General features: G+C 57.2%; 21 protein-coding genes and 1 tRNA gene. 6 read left to right on the forward strand and 16 right to left on the reverse strand.

Annotation, left to right across the window (positions count from 1 at the left end; translation table 11 throughout):
- The first annotated feature begins 20 nt into the window (after positions 1–20).
- A complete protein-coding gene (gene lon, locus LSG25_RS09420; protein WP_232744396.1) occupies positions 21–2,441 on the forward strand; it encodes an endopeptidase La in 2,421 nt (806 codons plus the stop codon).
- Positions 2,442–2,459: 18 nt separating this feature from the next.
- On the opposite strand, the gene LSG25_RS09425 is transcribed toward lon, so the two are convergent.
- Positions 2,460–3,473: a tripartite tricarboxylate transporter substrate binding protein gene (locus LSG25_RS09425; protein WP_232744397.1), complete on the reverse strand. Its 1,014-nt coding sequence runs from the start codon at positions 3,471–3,473 to the stop codon at positions 2,460–2,462.
- A gap of 236 nt (positions 3,474–3,709) precedes the next feature.
- Between LSG25_RS09425 and LSG25_RS09430 the strand changes: the two genes are divergently transcribed.
- Genes LSG25_RS09430 through LSG25_RS09440 form a run of 3 tightly spaced genes read left to right on the forward strand, consistent with a single transcriptional unit; the run spans position 3,710 to position 8,370 of the window.
- Entirely contained in the window at positions 3,710–5,062 is a 1,353-nt protein-coding gene (locus LSG25_RS09430) for an MmgE/PrpD family protein (protein WP_232744398.1), read from the forward strand.
- A gap of 27 nt (positions 5,063–5,089) precedes the next feature.
- On the forward strand, positions 5,090–7,198 hold the full coding sequence (locus LSG25_RS09435; RefSeq protein ID WP_232744399.1) for an acetate--CoA ligase family protein: 2,109 nt from the start codon (positions 5,090–5,092) through the stop codon (positions 7,196–7,198).
- An 8-nt stretch (positions 7,199–7,206) separates the two neighbouring features.
- Entirely contained in the window at positions 7,207–8,370 is a 1,164-nt protein-coding gene (locus LSG25_RS09440; RefSeq protein ID WP_232744400.1) for an acyl-CoA dehydrogenase family protein, read from the forward strand.
- Between the two features lie 900 nt (positions 8,371–9,270).
- On the opposite strand, the gene LSG25_RS09445 is transcribed toward LSG25_RS09440, so the two are convergent.
- The 3 genes from LSG25_RS09445 to LSG25_RS09455 form a co-directional block, all read right to left on the reverse strand.
- Entirely contained in the window at positions 9,271–10,293 is a 1,023-nt protein-coding gene (locus LSG25_RS09445) for an NAD(P)-dependent oxidoreductase (protein WP_232744401.1), read from the reverse strand.
- A 117-nt stretch (positions 10,294–10,410) separates the two neighbouring features.
- Positions 10,411–11,292 (reverse strand): LysR family transcriptional regulator, encoded by an 882-nt coding sequence (locus LSG25_RS09450; RefSeq protein ID WP_232744402.1) that lies wholly within the window; start codon positions 11,290–11,292, stop codon positions 10,411–10,413.
- Between the two features lie 109 nt (positions 11,293–11,401).
- The gene (locus LSG25_RS09455; protein ID WP_255696722.1) at positions 11,402–12,577 is read right to left on the reverse strand and encodes an alpha-hydroxy acid oxidase; all 1,176 of its coding nucleotides are present in this window, start codon (positions 12,575–12,577) and stop codon (positions 11,402–11,404) included.
- 245 nt (positions 12,578–12,822) lie between these two features.
- Between LSG25_RS09455 and LSG25_RS09460 the strand changes: the two genes are divergently transcribed.
- A tRNA-Arg gene (locus tag LSG25_RS09460) sits at positions 12,823–12,899 on the forward strand.
- A 222-nt stretch (positions 12,900–13,121) separates the two neighbouring features.
- On the opposite strand, the gene LSG25_RS09465 is transcribed toward LSG25_RS09460, so the two are convergent.
- The 7 genes from LSG25_RS09465 to LSG25_RS09495 form a co-directional block, all read right to left on the reverse strand.
- The gene (locus LSG25_RS09465) at positions 13,122–13,946 is read right to left on the reverse strand and encodes a transporter substrate-binding domain-containing protein (protein ID WP_232744403.1); all 825 of its coding nucleotides are present in this window, start codon (positions 13,944–13,946) and stop codon (positions 13,122–13,124) included.
- A gap of 98 nt (positions 13,947–14,044) precedes the next feature.
- Positions 14,045–14,902: a fumarylacetoacetate hydrolase family protein gene (locus LSG25_RS09470; RefSeq protein WP_232744404.1), complete on the reverse strand. Its 858-nt coding sequence runs from the start codon at positions 14,900–14,902 to the stop codon at positions 14,045–14,047.
- Between the two features lie 24 nt (positions 14,903–14,926).
- Positions 14,927–15,673, reverse strand: coding sequence for an SDR family oxidoreductase (locus LSG25_RS09475; protein WP_232744405.1), 747 nt, complete (start codon positions 15,671–15,673; stop codon positions 14,927–14,929).
- Positions 15,674–15,783: 110 nt separating this feature from the next.
- The gene (locus LSG25_RS09480) at positions 15,784–16,611 is read right to left on the reverse strand and encodes a transporter substrate-binding domain-containing protein (RefSeq protein WP_232744406.1); all 828 of its coding nucleotides are present in this window, start codon (positions 16,609–16,611) and stop codon (positions 15,784–15,786) included.
- A gap of 65 nt (positions 16,612–16,676) precedes the next feature.
- Entirely contained in the window at positions 16,677–17,405 is a 729-nt protein-coding gene (locus LSG25_RS09485) for an amino acid ABC transporter ATP-binding protein (protein ID WP_232744407.1), read from the reverse strand.
- Positions 17,389–18,036, reverse strand: a complete 648-nt coding sequence (locus LSG25_RS09490; RefSeq protein WP_232744408.1) for an amino acid ABC transporter permease — start codon at positions 18,034–18,036, stop codon at positions 17,389–17,391. Before LSG25_RS09490 ends, LSG25_RS09485 begins: the two co-directional genes overlap by 17 nt.
- 11 nt (positions 18,037–18,047) lie before the next feature.
- Positions 18,048–18,731 carry an amino acid ABC transporter permease gene (locus LSG25_RS09495; RefSeq protein WP_232744409.1) on the reverse strand — a complete coding sequence of 228 codons (684 nt, stop codon included), beginning with the start codon at positions 18,729–18,731 and terminating at the stop codon, positions 18,048–18,050.
- A 402-nt stretch (positions 18,732–19,133) separates the two neighbouring features.
- On the opposite strand from LSG25_RS09495, the gene LSG25_RS09500 reads away from it, so the two are divergent.
- On the forward strand, positions 19,134–19,973 hold the full coding sequence (locus LSG25_RS09500) for an IclR family transcriptional regulator (RefSeq protein ID WP_232744410.1): 840 nt from the start codon (positions 19,134–19,136) through the stop codon (positions 19,971–19,973).
- 5 nt (positions 19,974–19,978) lie between these two features.
- On the opposite strand, the gene LSG25_RS09505 is transcribed toward LSG25_RS09500, so the two are convergent.
- Genes LSG25_RS09505 through LSG25_RS09525 form a run of 5 tightly spaced genes read right to left on the reverse strand, consistent with a single transcriptional unit; the run spans position 19,979 to position 23,889 of the window.
- Positions 19,979–20,572 carry a phenylacetic acid degradation protein PaaY gene (locus LSG25_RS09505; protein WP_232744411.1) on the reverse strand — a complete coding sequence of 198 codons (594 nt, stop codon included), beginning with the start codon at positions 20,570–20,572 and terminating at the stop codon, positions 19,979–19,981.
- Positions 20,573–20,610: 38 nt separating this feature from the next.
- The gene (locus LSG25_RS09510) at positions 20,611–21,333 is read right to left on the reverse strand and encodes an ABC transporter ATP-binding protein (RefSeq protein ID WP_232744412.1); all 723 of its coding nucleotides are present in this window, start codon (positions 21,331–21,333) and stop codon (positions 20,611–20,613) included.
- The gene (locus LSG25_RS09515; RefSeq protein ID WP_232744413.1) at positions 21,330–22,079 is read right to left on the reverse strand and encodes an ABC transporter ATP-binding protein; all 750 of its coding nucleotides are present in this window, start codon (positions 22,077–22,079) and stop codon (positions 21,330–21,332) included. Before LSG25_RS09515 ends, LSG25_RS09510 begins: the two co-directional genes overlap by 4 nt.
- Complete coding sequence (locus LSG25_RS09520) at positions 22,076–22,966, reverse strand: branched-chain amino acid ABC transporter permease (RefSeq protein ID WP_232744634.1); 891 nt, start codon at positions 22,964–22,966, stop codon at positions 22,076–22,078. The genes LSG25_RS09515 and LSG25_RS09520 overlap by 4 nt, the downstream gene beginning before the upstream one ends.
- A 53-nt stretch (positions 22,967–23,019) precedes the next feature.
- Positions 23,020–23,889, reverse strand: a complete 870-nt coding sequence (locus LSG25_RS09525; RefSeq protein WP_232744414.1) for a branched-chain amino acid ABC transporter permease — start codon at positions 23,887–23,889, stop codon at positions 23,020–23,022.
- Positions 23,890–24,029 lie beyond the last annotated feature (140 nt).

The raw sequence follows: 24,029 nt of genomic DNA on the forward strand, positions 1-24,029 counted from the left end.
ACAAGCACGACAGGTGACGCATGAACAACGATCAGCCTATCAACTCCCCGCACGCACGCGACGCCGCCACCCCCGAACAAACGGCCGGCGCCAAAGCCACACAGGAATCGCACCAATCCCCGGAGCTTCCCGAGAACGCGCTGATCATCATTCCCGTGCGCAACGTTGTGCTGTTCCCGGGCTTGCTGGTGCCTATAACAATAGGCCACAAAAGTACGGTGGCTGGCGCCCAGGAGGCGGCGCGCAGCAATCGCCAGGTCGGTGTCCTGCTGCAACGCGATCCCGAAACGGCCGCTCCCGGGGCCGCTGACTTGTATCAGATCGGTACAACCGCCAGCATCTTGCGCTATGTCACTACGCCGGACGGTGCGCACCACATTGTCTGCCAGGGCGAGCAGCGTTTCCGTGTGATTGAGTTTCTGCAGGGCTATCCGTTTCAAGTTGCACGCATCGAGCGCCTGGACGACGCCAAGGAAACCAGCACTGAAATCGAAGCACGCATGGTTCAGCTTCAAGAACAGACCGCCGAAATCCTCGGCTTCATGCCCGATGCGCCGGCTGAACTCGCCGCCACGGCGCAGAGCATCACATCGGCTTCCATGCTGACCGATTGGGTCAGCGGGCTAATGGACCTGACACCGGTCGAAAAACAGGATTTGCTGGAAACCCTGGGCTTGCAAGCCCGGATGGACAAAGTTCTGGCCTTTCTTACACACCGGCTCGAAGTACTGCGCCTGAGCCATGACATCAGTCAGCAGACCAAAGATCGGTTCGAAGAAAAGCAGCGCGAGTTTCTGCTGCGGGAACAACTTAAAACCATACAGAAGCAGTTGGGCGAACCCGAGGGTGCAAGCGAGCAAATAACACAGCTGGAAGCGGCCATCGCCAAAGCCAAAATGCCTGAGGAAATCGAGGCCTATGCCAGGAAGGAGCTCAAACGGCTCGATCGTACTCCGGAGGCGGCCGGCGAATACTCGACGCTGCTCACCTACCTGGAATGGCTCGTCGAACTGCCCTGGTCGGCCACCACCGAAGAGCGCATCGATATCGCCGAAGCGCGCCGGATCCTGGATGAAGACCACTATGGGCTGCAAAAGGTCAAGCAGCGCATTCTGGAATACCTGGCAGTGCACAAGCTCAACCCCCGGGGCAAAAGTCCGATCCTGTGCTTTGTGGGGCCTCCCGGCGTAGGCAAGACCTCCCTCGGCCAGAGCATAGCCAAAGCCACGGGGCGTAAATTCTCCCGGGTAAGCCTGGGCGGTGTACATGATGAAGCGGAGATCCGCGGGCATCGCCGAACCTACGTCGGCGCGCTGCCGGGCAATATCATCCAGAACATACGCAAGGCCGGCGTAAAGAATTGCGTCATGATGCTCGACGAAGTCGATAAGCTCAGCATAGGCGTTCAGGGCGATCCTTCCGCCGCGCTGCTCGAAGTGCTGGACCCGGAACAGAACGCAACCTTCCGCGACAATTACCTGACGGTTCCATTCGATCTGTCCGGGGTCATGTTCATATGCACGGCCAATATGCTGGACACCATTCCTGGCCCACTGCGGGACCGCATGGAAATGATCAACCTGCCGGGCTATACGGAAGACGAGAAAGTACAGATCGCCAGGCGCTACCTGATCGGCCGCCAACTGACGGCCAACGGCCTGTCGCCCGGACAGTGCGAGGTCACCGACCAGGCCTTGCATGCGATCATCGGCAGCTACACCCGCGAAGCGGGCGTGCGCAATCTCGAACGGGAAATCGGCCATCTGTTCCGCCATACCGCGATGCGTGTGGCCGAAGGCCAGGCAGGATCGCTACGAATCGATGCAGACGATCTGCACGCAATATTGGGGCCGATAAAATTCGAGAGCGAACTGGCAATGCGCACCAGCCTGCCCGGCGTGGCCACCGGCCTGGCCTGGACTCCCGTAGGCGGCGACATACTCTTCATCGAAGCAAGCCGGACCGCCGGACACGGCAAACTGATACTCACAGGCCAGCTTGGCGACGTCATGAAGGAAAGCGCGCAGGCGGCGCTTACCTTGCTCAAGGCCCGGGCGTCGGAACTCAAGCTGGATCCGGACCTGTTCGAGCACAGCGACATCCATATCCATGTGCCCGCGGGCGCAATCCCGAAAGACGGCCCCAGTGCAGGCGTTGCCATGTATATTGCCCTGGCCTCGCAAGTCACCAACAGACCCGTGCACAGCGAGCGCGCCATGACCGGCGAGATCAGCCTGCGCGGCCTGGTGCTGCCGGTCGGAGGCATCAAGGAAAAAGTGCTGGCAGCGTTGCGGGCAGGCATTACCACTGTACTGCTTCCCGCTCGCAACCGGAAAGACCTGGAGGACATTCCCGACGATGCACGAGCCAGGCTTGAATTCATCTGGCTGGACACCGTCGACGATGCCATGCGTGCCGCGCTCGAGCCGGCCACGCCGTAACACCTGCCCAGGCCCAGGCTAATCCAGGGAAATGCCCATTTCCTTCACGACGGCCGACCACTTTTTGTTTTCCGACCTGACGAATTCGCCAAATTCTTCCGGCGTACCTCCGACAGGCTCGGCTCCCTGCTGCAGCAGTTGTTTTCGAACCGTGGGTTCTTTGATAACGCTATTGATATCAAGGCTGATTTTCTTGACGATGCTATCGGGCGTGGCGGCCGGGGCGAAATACCCGAACCAGGAACCCAATGCAAACTTGGGAAACCCTTGTTCCTGCATCGTGGGCACATCGGCCAGAACCGGTGAACGTTTTGCCGTCGAGACCGCCAGGGGCACCAGGGTGCCGGCCTTGATAAATCCGATAACCGACGGAAGCGTGGCAAACATGAACTGGACCCGGCCGGCAACCACGTCGGTCAATGCACCGGCCCCCTTGTACGGCACATGCGAAATCTTCAGCTTTGCCTGCTTTGCGAATTCCTCGCATGAAATATGGGCAGCGGTTCCCACCCCCGTGGAAGCGCAATTGTAGAAATCGGGCTTGCTCTTTATGGCCTCGACCAGTTGTTTAACAGAGTTTATTTTCAGGGACGGCGCCACAACCAGAACATTGGGAACATCGGCCACCATGGTTATAGGCTTCAAATCCTTGATCGTGCTGAAATTCACATGTTTGTAAAGATAGGGATTGATGGCGATGGGCCCGATTGAATTGATCAGTATGGTGTAGCCGTCGGGCGCTGAATTAATCACAGCCTGCGTACCGATATTGCCCCCTGCCCCGGGCTTGTTCTCGACTACAACGCTTTGGCCCCATTTCGTGGTTAAACCGGCGGCAACTTCACGTGCCAGAATATCGGTCGTGCCGCCGGCGGTAAACGCAACGATCACCTTCACAGGTTTTTGCGGCCAGGCACCCGCGGCGCTTGCCGTAGCGGCAAAACAAGGCAGCATGATAGCCGACAGCAAGGCCGCCCTCAGGCCGCCCGGCCTCTTCGTTTGCAATAGTTTCCGAGCATAGCTTCTGGACATGCGTGTCTCCATATTTTTTATCAAGAAGAAACAATTATGTTGGGAACGCCCTCTCAAAGCTTTGAGAATTAGGCAAGGTTTTCTTGAATAAATATGAAATGCATGAAAACCCGCATGCATTGAAATACTGTTAATTGAAAGCTGCTTTCTTTTTTTTTCAATCCTCATCACTACAAATACTCATAAAGTACCCATAGCTCGATTCGGGCTTCGCACTGTTCAATAAGGCAACCGGCATGCTCCTTCAAACCCTGGCTCAATACGGCGCGCAGCAATCGCGCCACGCACTGGCTCCAGATGTTGCGCATCACGCGAAACGCGCCTTGCTGGACTGGCTGGGCGCCCTGTACCCGGGTACCCGGGTTTCGCCCGGACGCGAATTGCTTGCCGCATACAAAGACGAACTAGGTTTGGGCGCCAGCCGGCTCCCAGGCCATCGCACGACCTCGCTACCTGCGACCGCCGCATGGATCAACGGCAGCATGTCCCACGCCGTGGAGTTTGACGATATTTTCAAAGATGCCGTCTACCACCCTGGATGCCCCGTCATATCCGCAAGCCTGGCCATCGCCGACGCGCGAAATGCCTCGGGCGCAGAGCTATTGAACGCGATCGTCGTCGGCTATGAAATCTCCACCCGCATCGGCGCGGCCATACAACCCTCGCATTACCGGTTTTTTCACACTACCGGTACCGTCGGATGCATAGGGGCTGCCGCCGCCGTCGCAGCCCTCTGCGCACCAGGCAATGCAACGGTCATGCAGCACGCAATCGCCACGGCATGCACCTTTGCATCCGGCCTGCAGCAAGCCTTTCGATCCGATGCCATGACCAAAGCCCTGCACGCGGGACACGCCGCAGCGGTAGGTGTCAGGGCCGGGCTGGCCGCTGCCGCCGGCGTCACGGGGGTTCCGGATATTCTTGAAGGCGACGCCGGCTTCGGCGCTGCCCTGGCAACGAATCCGAACTGGGCGGTTGCCACCGAAGGGCTTGGCGAGCACTACAACATTACTCGAATCACGCAGAAGAATCACGGCTGCTGCGGCCATACCTTCGCAGCCATTGACGCAGCCCTGATCCTTAAAGAAAAATTCAATATCGCACCCACTGATATCCGGGAAATCAAGGTTGCAAGCTACCAGGTCGCACTGGACGTAACCGGCAACCGAAATCCGACAACTGCGTTCGAGGCCAAGTTCAGCTTGGCGTATGTGGTCTGCCATGCGCTGCGCTTCGGTTCTGTGCGATTGAATGCCTTTAGCGCGGAACGATTGCAGAATTCCGATATTCGCCGGCTTATGGCGAAACTGGCTTTGGTTGAAGACGCCGGCCTGAGCGCCGCCTTTCCGGGCCAGCGCGCCGCCCGCGTCACTATTGCGCTGGACGACGGCCAATCCTTCGAGCATTTTTCGCCGTATCGCAAAGGAGACCCGGAGCTGCCTTTATCGGATCAGGATCTGAACGAAAAATTCGAGGAACTGGCAAGCCCTGTTCTTGGACCAGGTGCCGCGGCAGTCCTGCGAAATCAAATATGGGATGTCGACCGGCTCCCGGTTCGCGAACTGCAGCTTGATTCTAGCCTCGCCTGAAAATCCTGGGAATAAATCGACACCGCCATGCAAGACACCCGCAACAATAAACAAGCATCCTTCGCCAAAGCCCTGCTGGAACCCGAATCGATCGCACTGATCGGAGCATCCAGCAATAGCAAAAAGAATACCGCCCGGCCTTTCAGGTTCATGCGCAAGCATGGTTTCAAAGGCCTGGTTTTCCCGATCAATGCCACAAGCCCGGAAATCTTCGGTGAAAAATCCTATGCCTCGGTATGCGACGTGCCGCAAAACATTGATCATGCCTTCATCATGATTTCCAGCGAGCATGTGGAAGCCGCTCTCAGGGACTGCGCCAGCAAAAGCATCCCGGTAGTCACCATTTATTCCGACGGCTTTGGCGAAACGGGTCCTGAAGGCCAGGTAAAGCAGGCACGGCTTCTCGAACTGGCTCGAAGCTTGGGCATACGCATCCTGGGACCCAACAGCATAGGTGTCGCCAATATCCAGACCGGCGGAATTATTTCCGTGAATGCCGCCTTTGAAATGAATACGCTGATACCGGGCCGCATAAGCCTGGTTTCGCAAAGCGGCTCAATGATGGGTTCCTTGCTGTCGCGCGCCGGAGGCCGAGGTTTCGGCTTCGCCAAAACCGTTTCGGTAGGCAACGAAAGCGATATTTCGGTGGGCGAAGTCGTCGATGCCCTGGTCGACGACAAACAAACAACTGTCATCCTGCTCTTTCTGGAAACCCTGCGTGATACCCCCTCGTTAAGCCGCGCCTTATCGCGGGCTCGCCTGGCAGGCAAGCCTGTCATCGCCTATAAATTGGGCCGTTCGGCGCAAGGGGATGCCTTGTCACAGTCCCATACCGGCGCAATCGCGGGCAACGATGCCGCGGTCGATGCGTACTTTGACAAATACGGTGTAATGCGCGTGGATATGCTGGAAACGCTGTTCGAAATGGCTCCTCTGGCCGAACGCTATCATTCCGCCAGATTGCATACAAGGCCATCCCGGGCATCTCGTGTCGCGGTCATTACCACGACTGGCGGCGGCGCCGCCACAGTGGTCGATAATCTGGGCCTGCACAATATCGAAGCGGTGCCGCCGCCGCCCGACTTCATCACGCATATGAAAAGCAGAGGCCTGGCGCTGCGAGAAACGCCAGTCATCGATCTGACACTTGCCGCCACCGGCGAACAGTACAAAGACTTGCTGGAGCAGTTGCTTCAGTCCGACTGGTGCGACGCAGTATTGAGTGTCGCAGGATCTTCGGCGCAATTTCACCCTGAGCTCGTCGTCAAACCGCTGGTTGACGCGTCCAAGCCCGCCGACAAACCGCTGATCGCGTTTCTGGCGCCGGAAGCAGCTGTCTCTCTAAGTCTGCTGCAGCAGCACGGAATCGCCACTTTCCGCACCCCAGAGGCCTGTGCCGATGCCCTGCGCGCCTTCCTGAAGCCCGCGCCGCACTACCAGGACGAAACCGCCGAGGCCGTCGCCTGGCCGGACCACCTGCCCACGTCGGGGAATTTGAACGAGCCCGAGGCAAACTCTCTGTTTTCCCTGCTGGGCATTGAAACGGCGCAAAGCACGCTTCTGCAAGGTGCCGACACGGCTCACGACGTACCCTACCCGATTGTTCTAAAAATCGTTTCACGCGACATCCTGCACAAAACCGAAGCAGGTGGTGTCGTAACCGGCCTGGAGGACGATCAGGCGTTGCGTGCGGCGCTGCCGGCACTCGTCAAGGCCGTCAAGCATCACCAGCCAGACGCAAAAATAGACGGAATGCTAGTCCAGAAAATGGAAAGCCGCTTGATCGAATTGATGCTGGGCTATCGGCACGATCCGCTGGTCGGCCCGATCATTGTATTGAGCGCGGGTGGCATTGCCGCCGAATTGATGCCCGACTATGCCACCCGGCTCGCCCCAATCGGCTTGAATGACGCACGCGACATGATCGATGAAGTGCGGCATACAAAACTGGTCAGGGGTTTCCGCGGCCTGCCGCAAGCCGACTGCGGTGTATTGGCCCAAGCCATCGTCGATTTTTCAAAGCTGGCCCTGCTGCCCGGGCAGCCGATTGCCGAAGCCGAAATAAACCCGCTATTCATTCAAGCACAGCGCGTCGTGGCTGTCGACGGCGTCGTGCGCCTACGATTCAACCCCTAAGGAAGAGCATGGATTTTTCTTTAACTCCCGAACAGAAAGACTTCCAGTCGGCGGTCTACCGCTACGCTGACAAAGAACTGCGCAATCAGGCGGTCGAACGCGCCCACTCGCTTGAGTATCCATGGGACGTGGCCCGATCTATGGCTGCGCAAGGCCTGCTGGGCATCACTATCGCGGAAGCCGATGGCGGCATAGGCGGCACGCTGATGGATGCGGTTATCGCAATCGAAACCATCGCCTCGGTGTGTCCCCGTAGCGCCGATGTGATCCAGGCAGGTAATTTTGGAGCTATACGGGTTCTTGCCGAATACGGTTCCGCCTTTTTAAAGGAAAAGTACCTGGGCCCGCTGCTGCAGGGCAAAGCGCTTATCTCTGTGGGCATGACGGAACCCGAGGCGGGCTCCGCTGTTACGGAATTAAAAACCAGCGCCACCCGGGACGCAGGCGGCTGGCGCATAAATGGCACGAAGATCTTCACCACTCACGGGCCTCACGCCAACTTCATTCTGGCCTATGTCCGTTTCGGTCCAGGCACTCAAGGCATAGGCTCGGTTCTGATTGAAACCGATTCGGAAGGCGTAAAGCTGGGCAAGCGCTCGGCGTTCATGTCCGACGAGGAATGGGTGGAAATATTTTTCGATAATGTCCATGTACCTGACACGCACGTCGTGTTGGGCGAAGGCGGCTTTAAAAAGCAGATTGCCGGGTTTAACGTCGAACGCATTGGCAATACCTCGCGCTCCCTGGCCCTGGGTCGATACGCGTACGAAGAGGCCAAAGGCTGGGCCATGCAACGCAAGCAGTTCGGAAAGCTTTTATGCGAGTTCCAGGGTCTGCAATGGAAGTTTGCCGACATGCGTATCAAGCTCGATGCCGCCCAGTTGCTGTTGTATCGCGCGGCCCAGAGCGCCGACACCGGATTTCCGTCAGCCACGGAAACCGCGATTGCCAAGGCCTATTGCAATCAGATCGGCTTTGATGTGGCCAACGATGCATTGCAGGTCATGGGGGGCATGGGATATAGCCGGGAATCGCTGGTGGAGTATTGCGTGCGCCGGTGCCGCGGCTGGATGATCGCTGGCGGGTCTATAGAAATTCTTAAAAACAGAATAGCCGAAGGCATATTCGAACGCAGTTTTTCTCAACGCCCAGCGACACGGTCGCCTGCTTAGAACACAGGCTAAAGCATTTTCGGTTCAAGTGTGTTTATGGCGCTGAATGTGTTTTAGCGGCTTTCGTTTTGGGCTGCCTGTACTGGTTTGATCTATGACTTTGGATTGGGCTTTGGTGCGTTGTCTGTGTGGGCGGCGGTTGATTCTATAAAGACGCCGCAGGGTGGGCGGTGCTGTGTAGTCCGGCACGTCCAGCGGTCGGCTAGCTGCGCTAGCCGACTACCCGGGTCTGCCTCGTCCAGGCGGGCGTCGGGCCAACTCGCGCCGCCCCGCGATGCGGGTCGCCACTCAAACAGGGCCCGCCGAAGGCCCCCGCCTTCCCTTCGTCAGCACCCGGCGCTGGACTACCGCCGGACTACACAGCACCGCCCACCCTGCGGCTCGCGTTGAAGCAATGCATCGGGGTATATGTTGGGGAAGCGGCGTTTAGCCAATCACGGGATACGTTGAGGCGGCGGGCGTTTAGTCAATCGAAGTAGATACGGCCACGTGATAGAGGGCATGAGTGCGGGCACGTTAACGGTTCTATGGGTGCAGGCCCATTAACGGTAGGTGCGAGCACGTAAATTCCGGGCATCCCGTGATGCAATTCCAAGCAGGCCATTACGTGAGCCGTCTATCGGGGATTGGGGTCAGGACCGGCGTAAGGCGTGCGCCGGATGCTACCGTAGGGAAGGCGGGGGCTTTCGGCGGGCGCTGTCTGAGTGGCGCCCCGCGCCGCGGGGCGACGCGAGTTCGCCCGACGCCCGCCTGGACGAGGTAGATCCGGATCCAGCACGCCGTGCCGGGCCTGACCCCAAGCCCCGATAGACGGCGTCTTTAAATACCAAAGCTACCAAAACGTAAATACCAATACCCCATCCATCGAAGAATGCCACAAACACGCAAGCCAAAAACGTTTTAGAACGCCACGTTGATCAAAGGCTTGCCCTCAAGCCATAGCGGAATATTCTTCATGAAGATATCGATGGCCCTGCCGTAATTGCCCGACGCATGCCCCGCGGAATGGGGTGAGACTATCGTATTTGGCGCATCCCATAGTTCGGAATCCCGCCCGAGCGGCTCGTGAGCAAATACGTCCAGATACGCTCCCGCGAGCTTGTTGCCTTTCAAGGCTTCTACAAGAGCCGGCTCGTCGATCACATCGCCGCGCGACACATTGATAATGTGGGTGCGGTCGGATAGCCCGGATATGAACTGTCTGCTTATTATTTTAAACGTTGTTTCAGTCAAAGGGCACGCCAGAATCAGCCAGTCATGCTGAACCGTATTTTTCTTGAACTCGGAGTAAGAGATCATCTTCACCGCATTGAAGCCCCCCTGGTTTTCCGCCGTCGATGGATTGCGCCGGACCGCTGTGACTTCAATGTCGAGCAATTGCAGATACGCCGCTATTTTCCGGCCTATCTGGCCCCAGCCGACAACCACGGCCGACTGCCCTGCCAGGTCTTTAGGCAAATATTCTCCCATCAAGGGCCGCCATGCCCTGGCAGCTTGCGCCGCCTGCAGCAATTTGAATTTCCGGTTCAAGGCCAAGACCGCCGCCAGCGCGCTCTGTGCGACGATTGCCGCATTTGCCCCCGTCGACGTCGTGATCGCGACATCCTGTGCCTTCAAATCCTGATAGATGGGCCTATCGGTTCCCGCGGAATGAGTATGCAGCCATTGCAGGCTCCTGGCCGACAGCAATAAAGAGCTGAAGGCGGCCAGAGGCGGCAGTACACGATGCTTGGTCGAGGCGCCTGTTATGTCCCTGGACAGCAATGCAACATTAACCTTGTCGGACTGCCTGGCATCCGGCAACTCGCCTGGGGAATAGAGCACAATGGAATCAATATGCCGTGAAAGGAAACCGGGGTCTTTGGCGTTGATCAATTCTATGGCCTCTGACGAGGCTAGCAGGTGAATTTTTTTCTGAACCATGACCCAGTGCGCGAAGGAATGCCAAGCGCCAATTCTACAAGCCCGAAGCGCCTTTTCGTTTCCAAAATTTCAATGCTGAATTTCCTTCCTTTCACACTCTGCGACAGCAGCATTTTTTTATATAAGGTGCTTGATAAGCTTCTGTACAGCGTCGGTATCTTTGGAGTCATTATTGACGCAAAGATAAAATTGCCGTTCGGCCCAGGTATCGCGCAGATTGATAAATACCAGACCCATCTGGCTTAAATAATTCTTGGCTATATTTTGCGGGACTATGCCCAGCCCCAAGCCTTCCTGGATCATGCGGCAACGCGTCTCGAAATTCGACACCTGCAGTTTTACGATGGGCGGCCTGGAAATAGACTTGCCCACATAGTCCAGGAACTGCCCCAGGGAATGACGTGGGAAATAACCCAACAAGTCATACTCCAGCGCATCTTCTAGAAAAAGCTCGGTCGCGTTCGACAAAGGATGGCCGTTGGGCACAACGAGCCCGACACGGTCTTTTTTGTAGGGATACGAAAGTATCCCCGAGGCGGGATAGTCGGCATGATAGATTCCGAGATCCGCCTGGTCATCGGCAACCAGGCGAGGAATGTCATAACTATGGCTTTCAACGAGATCGATGCTGATGTTCTTGCTTTTGGCCAAAAAGCTTTTCATCTCGATGGGCAGGAACTGCAGCACCGTGGAAGGGTTGGCCAGCAGCCTTATTTTTGCCACGCCATCGCTGGTAAATTCGTTGATCGCCTTTTCAGTGAGCTTGACGTGGCGCAAAAGAGACTTGGCGCGCTGGTAAAGCAGTATTCCCGCCGGGGTCGGGTCGACACCCCGTCCGTGGCGCAACAACACCGCCTTGCCCAGGTGGCGTTCAAGTTCCGTCATGCGTTTGCTGACCGCGGACGTAACCAGGTTCTCGCGCTCCGCCGCTTTCGATAAGCTCTTTTCCTCCACCGCGGCAACAAAAATCTCCAGGGTGGGAATATCCAATTTTTTCATTGCCTTTGCTTGTAGGAATCTTGTTCTTCGCAATCAGTCTACCCGCAAATGGGCGCGGCGACCGCTCATTTCCGAGCGATCGCATGCGCCGGGCCAAAGCCGCTCGCTTTCAGGACCGGCCTGGCCTGTCGAACAGATCGGCGTTCAGCAGGATCGAACGGTCCACATCGCGGATATTCGTACGTCCGCAAAATGCCATGGTTACATCGAGTTCGTTGGCGATAAGTTCCAGGCAGCGCGTGACGCCCGCTTCGCCCATGGCACCCAGCGAATAAAGGAACGACCGGCCTATCATGGTGCCTTTCGCGCCCAGCGCTATCGCCTTGAGCACATCCTGCCCCGAGCGTATGCCTCCATCCATCCAGACTTCAATATGCTTGCCCACTGCCTCGACAATATGAGGCAGGGCCGAAATCGACGACGGTGCGCCGTCGAGCTGGCGCCCGCCGTGATTCGATACGATCAACGCGTCGGCGCCGCTATCGACCGCGCAGCGCGCGTCTTCGGCATCCATGATGCCTTTGAGGATGAGTTTTCCGCCCCAGCGTTTTTTGATCCATTCGACATCGCCCCAGCTCAGGCTGGGATCGAATTGCTCGGCCGTCCAGGACGACAGGGAAGACAGGTCGCCCACTCCCTTGGCATGGCCAACGATATTTCCAAAAGTGCGGCGTTTGGTACCCAGCATGTTCATGCACCAGCGCGGCTTGGTCATCAGGTTGAGCAGATTGACGAGCGTGGGCTTGGGCGGGGTCGACAGGCCATTCTTGATGTCTTTGTGCCGCTGGCCCAGAACCTGGAGGTCCAGGGTCAATACCAGCGCCGAACAATTGGCGGCCTTGGCGCGATCTATCAGGCGCTCGATGAAGTCGCGATCGCGCATCACATACAGCTGGAACCAGAAGGGTTGGTGGGTATGGGCGGCAATATCTTCAATCGAGCAAATGCTCATGGTGGACAGCGTAAACGGAATGCCGAATTTCTCTGCGGCCCTGGCGCCCAGGATTTCGCCGTCGGCATGTTGCATGCCGGTCAGTCCGGTAGGGGCAATGGCCACCGGCATGGCGACGTCTGTACCAATCATGGTGCTGCGTATGGAGCGCTTTTCGATATCGACAGCGACTCGTTGCCGCAGCTTCAGTCTCTGGAAATCGCTTTCGTTCGAGCGGTAGGTGCCTTCCGTCCAGGAACCAGAATCTGCGTAATCGTAGAACATTCTGGGTACGCGGCGCACGGCCAGCCGTCGAAAGTCTTCAACGCAAGTGATTTTGGGTGAGTTGGACAAGAATGCCTCCTGGTTGGTTGAGGTGCTACCGGCACCGGACTTGGATCGTGCGACGAGCCCAAGACGTAGAATGAATAATAATCAATATTCTCGCAAGCGGCGCAAGCGGTCATTTTCGGCCACGACCTGACGAACCCGCCAACGGCCCGCATCGGGCGAAGCGCCTGCCCTGGGCAGACGACAGGCGCTATTACAGCACTTCACGACAAAGAAAAAAATATATGTTATAGTTACGCCTCTTTGCAGCGGCTGTAGCTCAGTTGGATAGAGTACTTGGCTACGAACCAAGGGGTCGTGGGTTCGAATCCTGCCAGCCGCACCAGAATTACACTAGTATTTTCAGCTAGTTAGAACCGCCTAGAGCACCAACTCTCTAGGCGGTTTTTCTTTGGGCGGGGGACTTTTGGGTAATGCCCTTACCCACGCGCGCCTTACCTGCATAGCCCCTTGCCTGCATGCCCTTATTGACGGGCTGGCGGGCGCCTCGGGCGCCCGGCCCACGCCAATCCGGACGGGCCTGCATAAGCAGGCTCGCTCCCCTGGGCTATTTGGCCGATGCCACGACCACCGATTGCGGCAAAGGCATTTTTATCCATTTTTCGAACAACGTATTGAATTCGCCGTTATCGATATTGGTCTTGATGAATTTGTTGACCGCATCGAGCAGCTCGGGGCGCTTGTACTGCATGGTGATGCCCATGACCTGCTCGTTGATGATGTACTTGACTTGGAATTTTCCCGGATAACGCTTCTGGATGTCCCCGGCGATGACCGACGATGTTCCGGCGGCATCCACCTGGCCCACGATCATGGCCTGCAGCGACGAGGCGTCGTCGTCAAAGCGACGGATATTGGTGCCTTTGGGCGCCACTTTCATCAAGCCCAGATCGGCTGTGCCGGCACGCGGGACGCCTATCGTGTAGTTGACGAAGTCGGCCGGCGCCTTGATATGGGTTTTTTCAGGCCCCATCAGGACCATGCTGGCGGCCGAATACGGCTTGGAGAACTGAACCTGCTTGACCCGCTCGGGCGTAATGGCCAGCGATGCAACCAGCACATCGGTCTTGTCGGTCAGCAAATAAGGAATGCGATTGGGGCCTGTAACCGGAATCAGGTCGAGCTTGACCCCCAGGGACTTGGCCAGCAGCTTGGCCACATCCGCATCGTAGCCATCGGGCTGATTGGCGGCATTGGTAATTCCGTAGGGAGGAAAATCCACCACGATCCCTACTTTGATCACGCCACGCTGCTTGATCTTGTCGAGATAGCTCTCGGCATGCGCGGCAAAAGAAGTCATGGCAATCAGAGACGCCCCGGCCAGAGCCAGGGCTTTTGTGGCCACCACATATTTAAACGATATTCCAAACATCAACAGTCTCCGGATAATGCAGTTTCAACTAGTTCACTTGCTCGGATTGCGCGCCTCCGGGGAGCCGCGCAATGCCCATACCAAAACACGCAAAAGCATCAGTCCAGCAAGCCTGCATCCCAGGCATGGACCTTTTGCTCTTGTTCTCCCAGGCCTTCAATGCCCAGGCGCACCACATCGCCGGCTTTCAGGTAAAGAGGCGGCTTCTGCCCCAGGCCGACGCCGGGCGGAGTGCCTGTGGAGATCAGGTCTCCGGGATAAAGCGTGGTGAACTGGCTGATGTAGTGGACCAGATAGGCCACATTGAAAATCATGGTCTTGGTGCTGCCGTTCTGGAAACGCTTGCCATTGACGTCCAGCCACATGCCCAGGTTCTGGGGATCGGCGATTTCGTCGGCGGTAACGAGCCACGGACCCACCGGTCCGAAGGTATCGCAGCCCTTGCCCTTGTCCCAGGTGCCGCCGCGTTCGATCTGGTATTCGCGCTCGGAGACATCATTTACCACGCAATAACCCGCCACATGCTTCAAGGCATCGTCCAGGCCGACATAGCGCGCCTTGGTGCCGATGACCACGCCAAGCTCGACCTCCCAGTCGGTCTTGACAGAGCCTTTGGGCATGACGATGGGATCTGTCGGGCCGGACGGCAAGGACCACTTGTTGAACAGGATAGGTTCCTTGGGTACTTCGGCCCCCGTCTCCGCGGCGTGATCGCTATAGTTCAAGCCTACGCAAATGAATTTTCCCAGGCCGGAGTACGGAACGCCGATACGGCCGGGGTTCGCCACGACCGGCAGGCTTGCAATGTCGATAGCCTGCAATGTTTTCAATTGTGCCGGGCTGAGGGTCCGGGCGTCGATATCGGACAGCTTGCCCGATAAATCGCGTACTTTGCCCTGGGCATCGAGGCACCCGGGCTTTTCACTGCCGATTGGGCCATAACGTAATAATTTCATGATTCTTCCTTGTAAATACAAAAGCTAGTTCGACCAGCCACCGTCAATAATTTGCGTCGTGCCGGTCGTGAATGACGACTCGTCCGAAGCCAGGTACACAGCCAGGGCGGCAATTTCCTGGGGCTTGCCGACGCGCCCGATAGGCTGGCGCGCCACAAAGGCTTCGTGCACTTCCTGTTCTGTCTTGCCGTATTTGCTCGCCTGGGAGGCAATCCGCCCCTTGAGTGAAGGAGACTCGACCGTACCGGGGCAAATCGCATTGCATCGTATGCCCTGAGACACGAAATCGGCCGCCACGGATTTGGTCAGGCCAATGACCGCGGCCTTGGTCGTGCCATAGACAAAGCGGTTGGGAACCCCTTTGATACTGGAAGCCGCCGACGACATATTGATGATCGAACCGCGCTTGCGCTGCAGCATGCCGGGCAAAAATGCCTGGATCATGTGGTACATGGCCGTGACATTCAGATCGAAGGAAAAATTCCAGGCATCGAGATCGCAGTTCAGGATGGATCCGTCGTGGACGTAGCCAGCGCAATTGAACAGCACATCGACGGTTTCCAGCTCTTTGGCCAGCGCCGCGATTTCCGCCGGCTTGGTCACATCGAGGCGGCGAGTCTGGCAACCCTGCAAGCTGGCCAGCAAGTGCTCGTTGATATCGGTCGCAATGACCTGTGCGCCCTCGGCCATGAACTGCTCGACGGTCGCCCGACCGATCCCTTGTCCCGCCGCTGTCACCAATGCTACTTTTCCTGCTAAACGACCTGCCATTATTCACTCCAAGTACGATACTTCAAAGATGCGGCGCCCCATGCGCCCCACCCATCCTGCCTGACGACGCGCACCCTGCCCGATTTGCCGGCGGGCGTGCGCCGCCTGTATTACTTGCCGGCGCTCAACACATTTTCGGGCAAAGGAGAGCCATGGTATTTCTCGTAAATACCATTCAATTTGCCGTTTTTCAGATTGGCGCGCACCCAGTTGTCGACCCAGGCTTTGAGTTCGGTGCTTTTCTTGTCCAGGCCGATACCCAGCATGGCCGTGGACAGCAAAATCTTGGATTCCATATTCTTGCCGGGCGACTTTTTATTGATCGCCTTGAGCAAAGGAGGCGCGGTGGCGAAAATATCGCCCTGCCCGCTGGCCACCGCCGTAATCGAAGTCGCGTCGTCATCGAAGCGCAAAATATTGGTTCCGGGCAAGGCCTGCTTGGTAATGGCCAGATCGTTGGTCGTGCCGCGGGTCGAAATGACGGTCTTGCCAACCAGATCTTTCAGCGACTTGATATTCATGCTTTTCGGGGCGCCCACCACGGCCTGGATGGCGGCGTAGGGCACGGAAAACGCCACTACTTTTTCACGCTCGGGAGTAATCGAGAAGCTCGCTATCACCAGGTCGGCTTTGTTGGTCAACAGGAACGGAACACGATTGGCGCCAGTGGTGGGAACGATTTCGAGCTTTACACCCAGGTCTTTGGCCAGCAGCTCGGCGGTCTCGACGTCGGAGCCTATCGGCTTGAGCGTGGCATCCTTGGTGCCGAACGGCGGCGCGCCCAGGTCGATCGCAATACGAATCACTTTGTTGGCCTTGACCGTGCTCAAGTCGTTGGCCTGCGCCGACACGCTCGCCAGTCCCAGCAAGCCTGCCATGACACCGAACCCCAATGCGCGGGATACCGCTTTTTTTATACCTGTTTTATTCACATTCATAGTGACACTCTCCTTATGGTGTTTATCCGGCTGTGCCGCAATGCCGCGGCACAGCCGGCGCCGAACTACAAACCATTGCCCACGAAATCCTGCAATTCCTTGGTTGCCGGATTTTTGAGGATCTGGCTACTGCCTTCTTCCCAAACCAGCCCCTGGTGCATGAAAATGACACGACTGGCCAATTTATAGGCAAACGCCATCTCGTGCGTCACCAGAACCATGGTCATGCCTTTGCTGGCCAGCCCTTCGATTACCTTGAGCACCTCGCCGGTCAGTTGGGGATCCAGGGCCGAGGTCACTTCATCGAACAACATGAGCTGGGGATCCATGGCCAGGGAACGGGCAATAGCCACCCGCTGCTGCTGCCCACCCGATAATTGCTCCGGATACGCGTCAATCTTGTCGACCAGGCCTACTTGCACCAGCACGTCATGGGCCACCTCGCGGGCCTTGTGCCGGGACAGTTTCTTGACATGGATCAGAGCCAGAGTGATGTTTTGCAGCACCGTCAGATGCGGAAACAGGTTGTAGCTCTGGAACACAATCCCCACATCCTGGCGCAGGCCGCCCAGGTCGACACGATCACCGGTCAGCTCATGGCCGCATACGGTAATTTCACCTTCGTCTATTTTTTCCAGCCGGTCCATGCAGCGCAATGCCGTGCTTTTCCCCGACCCGCTCTGGCCGATCACGGCAACAATCTCGCCTTTGTGGACAGACAGCGATATCCCCTTGAGAACGTGCTGATCGCCAAATCGCTTGTGCACATTCTTCAACTCAACTATGGGCGACATTCAGCCTCCTTTCCAGTTTCCGGCTCCAGCGAGACAGGGGGTAACAAATAACAAAATACAAAACGGCGGCGCAGCCAAAATAAAGAAATGGCTCGAACGTCGAATTGTTCAGAATCTTGGCGTTGTAGGACAGCTCGGCATAGCCGATGACCAACGATGCAATAGAGGTGTTCTTCACGATCTGCACCATGAAACCCACGGTGGGCGGGGTCGCAATGCGCATGGCCTGCGGCAAAATGACCTTGACCATGCGCTGCAGGCGGCTCAGGCCCAGGCATTCGGCGGCCTCCCACTGATTCTTGGCAACCGATTGAAGGCAGCCGCGCCAGATCTCGCCGAAATAGGCGCTGGATTGAATGGTGAGCGCCAGCGTGGCGGCAAACAAGGCGGGCACGCTTGTCATGCCCAACAGATTCGGGCCGTAAAAACACACGCCCATCAGAACCAGCAAAGGAGTGCCTTGTATCGACTGAATATACAACGAGGCGGCGCCGCGCACCGCCCTCACGGGTGATATGCGCGACAGCGCCACCAGCAGGCCCAGCAAGCCCGCAAAGACAAAAGTCAGGCAGGACAGCACCACCGTCCCCCACGCACCTTGCAGCAAATAGTCGAACTGTTGCGGATTCATTATGACTCGCTTTACAAGGAAGTGCCGAGCTTGCGGCGACGCACGAATACGCACTGCGCAACAAGCCAAAATACCGCGCGCACCAGCACCGACAGGGCCAGATAAACCACCCACAGCACAATGAATACCTCGAAATTCCGAAAGGTATTGGCCTGCACCTGATTGGAAACCCCGAACAGCTCGTTGGCGCCCACTGCCGACAAGATACTGGTTACCAGCATCAGCAGGACATACTGGCTGGTCAGCGCCGGATAGACCCGTTCGACTGCGGGGCGCAAAATAATATGCCAATACACCTGGGCGGGCGACAGGCCCAGGCATTCGGCAGCCTCGAGCTGCCCCTTGTGTATGGACTCGATTCCGGCGCGAACGATTTCGCAGGTGTACGCACCGATATTGATCACCAGGGCCAGGATCGCGCCCGCCATGATCGGCATTCTGATGCCGATATTGGACATGCCGAATATCAGGAAATAACTCTGGATCAGCAAAGGCGTGTTGCGTATGACTTCAACATACGCCCCAACGACCTTGCGCAGCCACAACGGGCCGCCGGTGCGTGCGACGGCACACAAGACTCCCAGCACGAACCCCACCAGCGTTGCCCAGAACGACATCTGCAAAGTAGTCCACGCGCCACTCAGAAACATGGGCCAATAAGCCAGCACACTTTGAAAATCAAACTCGTAACTCATTCGACTCCTGCACAGTTGAACCTTATTGAGAGCGCGTAAATTTGCAGCCGACCGTGTTATTCCATTTCCAGACCAGCGGATTGCTCCGCAATGAAACACTTCCGCAATGTTTTTATTTATAAAATTAATTTTGATATATAGAAAGCTATCCTAAGCCATGAACGGGTTGCCGATCAAGCAATAAACGCGTGGTTTTAATTAGGGCTTTCCCTAAATAGATGATTTATTTTTGCAGCAAAGCGATAGAATTCAGCCGATTTTCTTGTTATTTTATTTTTCTGATAAAAATAAATTTCTTATATGAAATTATTTCCGCTAAGATAATAGCCACGATAGAAAAAGCCAGGCTTTTGTACGTATCATTCAACACTCGGCCTTAACCGCGAACACCGGAACACATGTATGGGCGGCACACAACACGACAAGACTCTCGACTCGCCACAGGAACCCAGGGAGAACGGAGCCCGCTACACCGCGCCCGCACTGGAAAAAGGCCTGGATATCCTGGAAGCGCTCAGCGAAAGTACCGAGGGCTATACCCTCAACGAGCTGTGCCAGGCCTTGGGCCGCAATGTGAACGAAATATTTCGCATGGCGGTTACCTTGCAGCGCCGCGGCTATATCCAGGCCGATCAGAATGACCGCTATACCCTGACTCTGAAAATGTTCCGGCTGGCGCATCGCCAGCAACCCATCAAGGCCTTGGTCGGTGCCGCCCTGCCTTTGCTGCACGAGCTGGCCGAACGCACACGGCAATCATGCCACTTGTCGATTTATCAGAATGGGCGTGTGGTGGTCATTGCGCAAGTCGATAGTCCGGAACGCTGGTCGTTCGGACTGAAGGTCGGCGTGGTCATGGGCCTGACCGATACCTCGTCGGGCCACGTTTTACTGGCCTATCAGGACGAAATCGAGCGCACACGCATGCTCAGCAGCCATATCAAAGTGGAGGGCGAGCTGGACATGGACCCCGGCCAGCTGTTTTCCCTGCTCAAAGAGGTGCGCGCCGACGGCTACGCATCGATGCCCAGCATCCAGACCCAGGGGGTCACCAATATTGCCTTTCCGATTCGCGGCATAGGCAGCCGCGTGGTTGCCGCCATCAACATTCCCCATATCGCGCGCATCGACGGCACACCCCGCCCCGACATTGCCCAAATAAAAGAAATCATGGCCAATATCTGCACCCGGCTCTCGACCCGCATAGGTTTCGACCCCAACTGGATGGACGCTCAAGGCTGAGCCGTTTACTCCCGCGGCGGATCGATCTCCGCCGAAGCAAGCCGGCGGCGGCCGGCTTCAGGCCGCGAAAGAGGATCCACCGCCTGCATGGTTTGCAAAGAGCGCCGCGCCAGGTGATGGTACTGCGCTGTGCCCCAGGTTTTCTGGGCAATTTCGTCGTCGCTCAGTTCCCGCAGGATGCGCGCGGGGGCCCCAACCACCAGATGGCGGGGAGGCACGAGCAGGCCGATTTTCACAAACGCCATGGCGCCAACAATGCTGGACTCGCCAATAACGGCGCCATCCATGACTACCGCGTTCATGCCCACCATCGCATTGCGGGCAATGCGGCACCCGTGCAGCACGGCGCCATGGCCGATATGGCCATCGATCTCGACAACGGTGTCGGTCCCGGCCACGCCGTGCAGCACACAGGTATCCTGGACATTGCCGCCCTCCTCGATCACAATGCGCCCGAAATCGCCACGCAAGCTGGCCAAGGGCCCGATATAAACGCCCGGCCCGACAATCACATCGCCTATTAATACAGCGCTGGGATGCACGTAGGCGGAAGGATCGACAACCGGCGTGATCCCGTTGATGGCATAGACTTTGAACATCGGCTTTCCCTCTGGAATGCAAGGCGCGGAGCCCGCACCTATTCCATGGCTTCCCATTTTTCGGCACTTGCCCCGGCGAGCGCGCGAACCTGGTCCTCGTCCTTGGCAAACTCGGCGGCAGCCCCGGTATAGACGATATGCCCGTCATCGAGCACATAAGCGCGATCGGCTACTTCAACCGCCGCCCGCACGTTTTGCTCGATCAGCAGCACCGACATGCCTTCATTGCGGGCTGCGACAATGACCTTGAAAACATTCTGCACAATCAGCGGCGCCAGGCCCTGCGATGGCTCATCCAGAACCAGCAGTTTGGGATTCAGCAGCAATGCCCGCGCAATGGCCAGCATTTCCTGCTCGCCGCCCGACAACTGGCGGCCTTTATTGTTCTTGCGCTCGGCCAGCCGGGGGAAGAGCTCATAGACCCGCGCGATCGTCCACGGCCCCGGGCGGTCCATCGGAACCTTCAGGTTTTCTTCAACCGTGAGGTTGGCGAAAATGCGCCGCCCTTCCGGAACAAAACCTACCCCAAGCATGGCGATTCGATAGGGCGGCCATTGCATCGCAGGCTGGCCCAGTATGCGTATGCTTCCCGTCTTCGCGGGGGTAAGCCCCACAATGCTGCGCAGCGTGGTTGACTTCCCGGCACCATTGCGTCCGAGCAAGGTTACCAGTTCGCCCTCTTCCACATACAGATCCACGCCCTTCAGAATATGGCTTTTCCCGTAGTATGTGTGAACCCCTTCGACCTCGAGCGCTTTCATGCCGCTTTCCCCAGGTAAGCAGTCTGGACCAGTTCGCTTGCCGCGATTTCGCTCGGCGTGCCTGCGTCGAGCACTGCGCCTTCCGCAAGCACCGTGATGCGGTCGGCAAGATTGAAAATGACGCGCATATCGTGCTCGACGAGCACGATAGTCAGGCTCTGCGATTTATGCAGCCTGCGAATCAGCAGCGCCGTGTTGTAGGTTTCCTGGTTGCCCATGCCGGCGGTGGGCTCGTCGAGCAGCAACAGCCGCGGCTTCAAGGCCAGCGACATCATGATTTCCGTGGCCCGTTGATCGCCATGGGAGAGTTCCCCCACCAGCCTGTCGGCGTTTTCGGTCAGGCCGCCCAGCGCGATCAGTTCATCGACCCGTTCGCTGATCTGGGCGTTCTGAGCCCTCGGCAGCCAAAGCTTAAGCCGCAGCCCAAGAGCCAGTTCAACCGGGATGCGCAGGTTTTCGCGCACCGTCAGTTCCGGGAAAATCTCGGTAATCTGAAAGGTTCGCGCCATTCCCATTGCGACACGCTCATGCGGTGGAAGCAGCGTGATATCCTGGCCGTCGAACAGGATACGACCCGACGTCGGCTTGAAAAACCCACTGATCAGGTTGAAAAAAGTTGTTTTGCCCGCGCCGTTGGGCCCGATCACTGCGTGCAGTTCGCCAGGCTCGACCATCAGGGAAACGCCATTGACGGCAACCAGGCTGCCAAAGTGCTGCGAGACATTTTCTACTTGCAACAGGCTCATGACGACTTTCTCCGAATGAGGCCGAGCACACCCCTGGGGAAAAACAGCACGACGAGTACAAAAAACACGCCTATAAAAAACATCCAGTTCTGGGTCTGGCTGGAAACGTAATCCTGCAACACCACGAAGATTGCGGCCCCCACCAGCGGCCCCCAGAAAGACCGCATGCCGCCAAGAACGGCCATGATCACAAAATTACCGGAAAGAGTCCAGTGCAAGGCACGGGGGTCGGTAAAATTGCTCAGCAGCGCATACAAGGTTCCCGCAACGCTTACGAAAAAACATGAAATCACAAAGGCGATCCAGATGTGCCGGTCTACGGGAATCCCCAGGAACCGGGCTCTGCGTTCGTTTTCGCGGATGGCAAGCAAGGTTCTGCCAAACGGGGAACGCAGTATCAGCGCCATGGCGCCCACGGCCACGGCAAAGACGGCAAGCACCATGTAGTAATAAGCCTTGTCGTTGCCCAGAATATCGATTTGGGTAAAGCCAAGATCGAGGGGCAGGCGCTTGAATCCGGTCAGGCCATCATCCCCCCCCGTGACCGAACTCCAGCGGAACGCAATGAAGTAGAACACCTGGCCGATGGCGATCGTGACCATGGCGAAATAGATCCCGCGCAGCTTGACGATCAGGATGCCGACCAGCGCGGCGGCAGCGGTACCGACAAGAATGCCGACAAGAATACCGACCGGTGTGCTGGGAACCAGGTACTTCAGCGTCAGCCCCACACCATAAGCGCCCAAGCCGAAATAGGCGGCATGCCCGAAGGACAGCACCCCGGTGAAACCGAGCAGAAAATTCACGGACATCGCCGCCAGGCCCAGAACCAGCACACGCGTTGCAAGATCCGTGTAGCCGCCGATCGGCACCATCCAGTAAGGCATGGTCAGCAGAGCAAGCCAGAGTATGGCAAGGGAAATAGCTTTGTTCTTGCGGTTCACAGGGTCATTCCTTCTTCACCAAGCAGGCCGCGTGGCCTGACCAACAAAACAAGCGCCATCATCACGTAAATGACCGCCTCGGAGGCGGAGGGAAAAAACACCGTGGTCACTCCCGCCGCAACACCGATTAACAGACCACCCAGCAATGTTCCGGTCAGGCTGCCTATCCCGCCCACGATAATGGCCACGAAGCTGGGCATGATGAGTGAATCGCCGATGGTGGGCTGCAAGCCCAGCAGGCCGGCAGCAAGCACGCCGGCCAGGCCGGCAAAGAAAATGCCCAGCCCGAAATTGAGATTGCGCAGTACGCGTACATTCACGCCCAGTACCGAAACCATTTCAAGATCAAGCGTACCGGCACGAATGCGCATGCCAAGACGCGTGCGATTCAACACAAAGAACAAACCAATGACGGCAACCGCAACCAGCGCAACCATGAACACACGATAGCCGGTCAGGAAGAAAAAGTACGTGCTCAAAGGCTGTGTGAGCCAACCGGGTATCTGGAAAGGCAAGCCTTGCGCGCCCCAGATAAACCGGATGGAATCTTCAAAAACATAGGCCAGGCCGAAAGTGAGCAGCAGGCTGTAGAGCGGATCGCGCCCGTAGCAATGGCGAATCAGTACGCGCTCGACCAGCAGGCCCAGGATTGCCGTAAGCACGGGGGCGACTATCAGCGCGCCCCAGAAACCAAGATAAGGAGCCAGCGTATAGGCAATGTAAGCGCCCAGCGCCAGGAAACCGCCATGGGCGAAATTGATGACACTGGTCAGATTGATGATCAGCGAAAGGCCCAGGGCCATCAAGGCATAGAAGGCACCTACGATCAAGCCGTTGAAAATATTGAAAAGAAGTAATTGAGTCACTTTGTATTCCCTTTCATGGCTCTCGCGCCGGACATAGACAGCCGCTCGCGACAACAGATCGAGCGGCTAGATTTGAACGGGCAATGAGATGCATTCGATGACGGTTGTGCGCAATTGCCAGAATTGGACTCCATGCTTGG

The sequence above is a fragment of the Paralcaligenes sp. KSB-10 genome (genome assembly GCF_021266465.1).
GTDB lineage: Bacteria > Pseudomonadota > Gammaproteobacteria > Burkholderiales > Burkholderiaceae_B.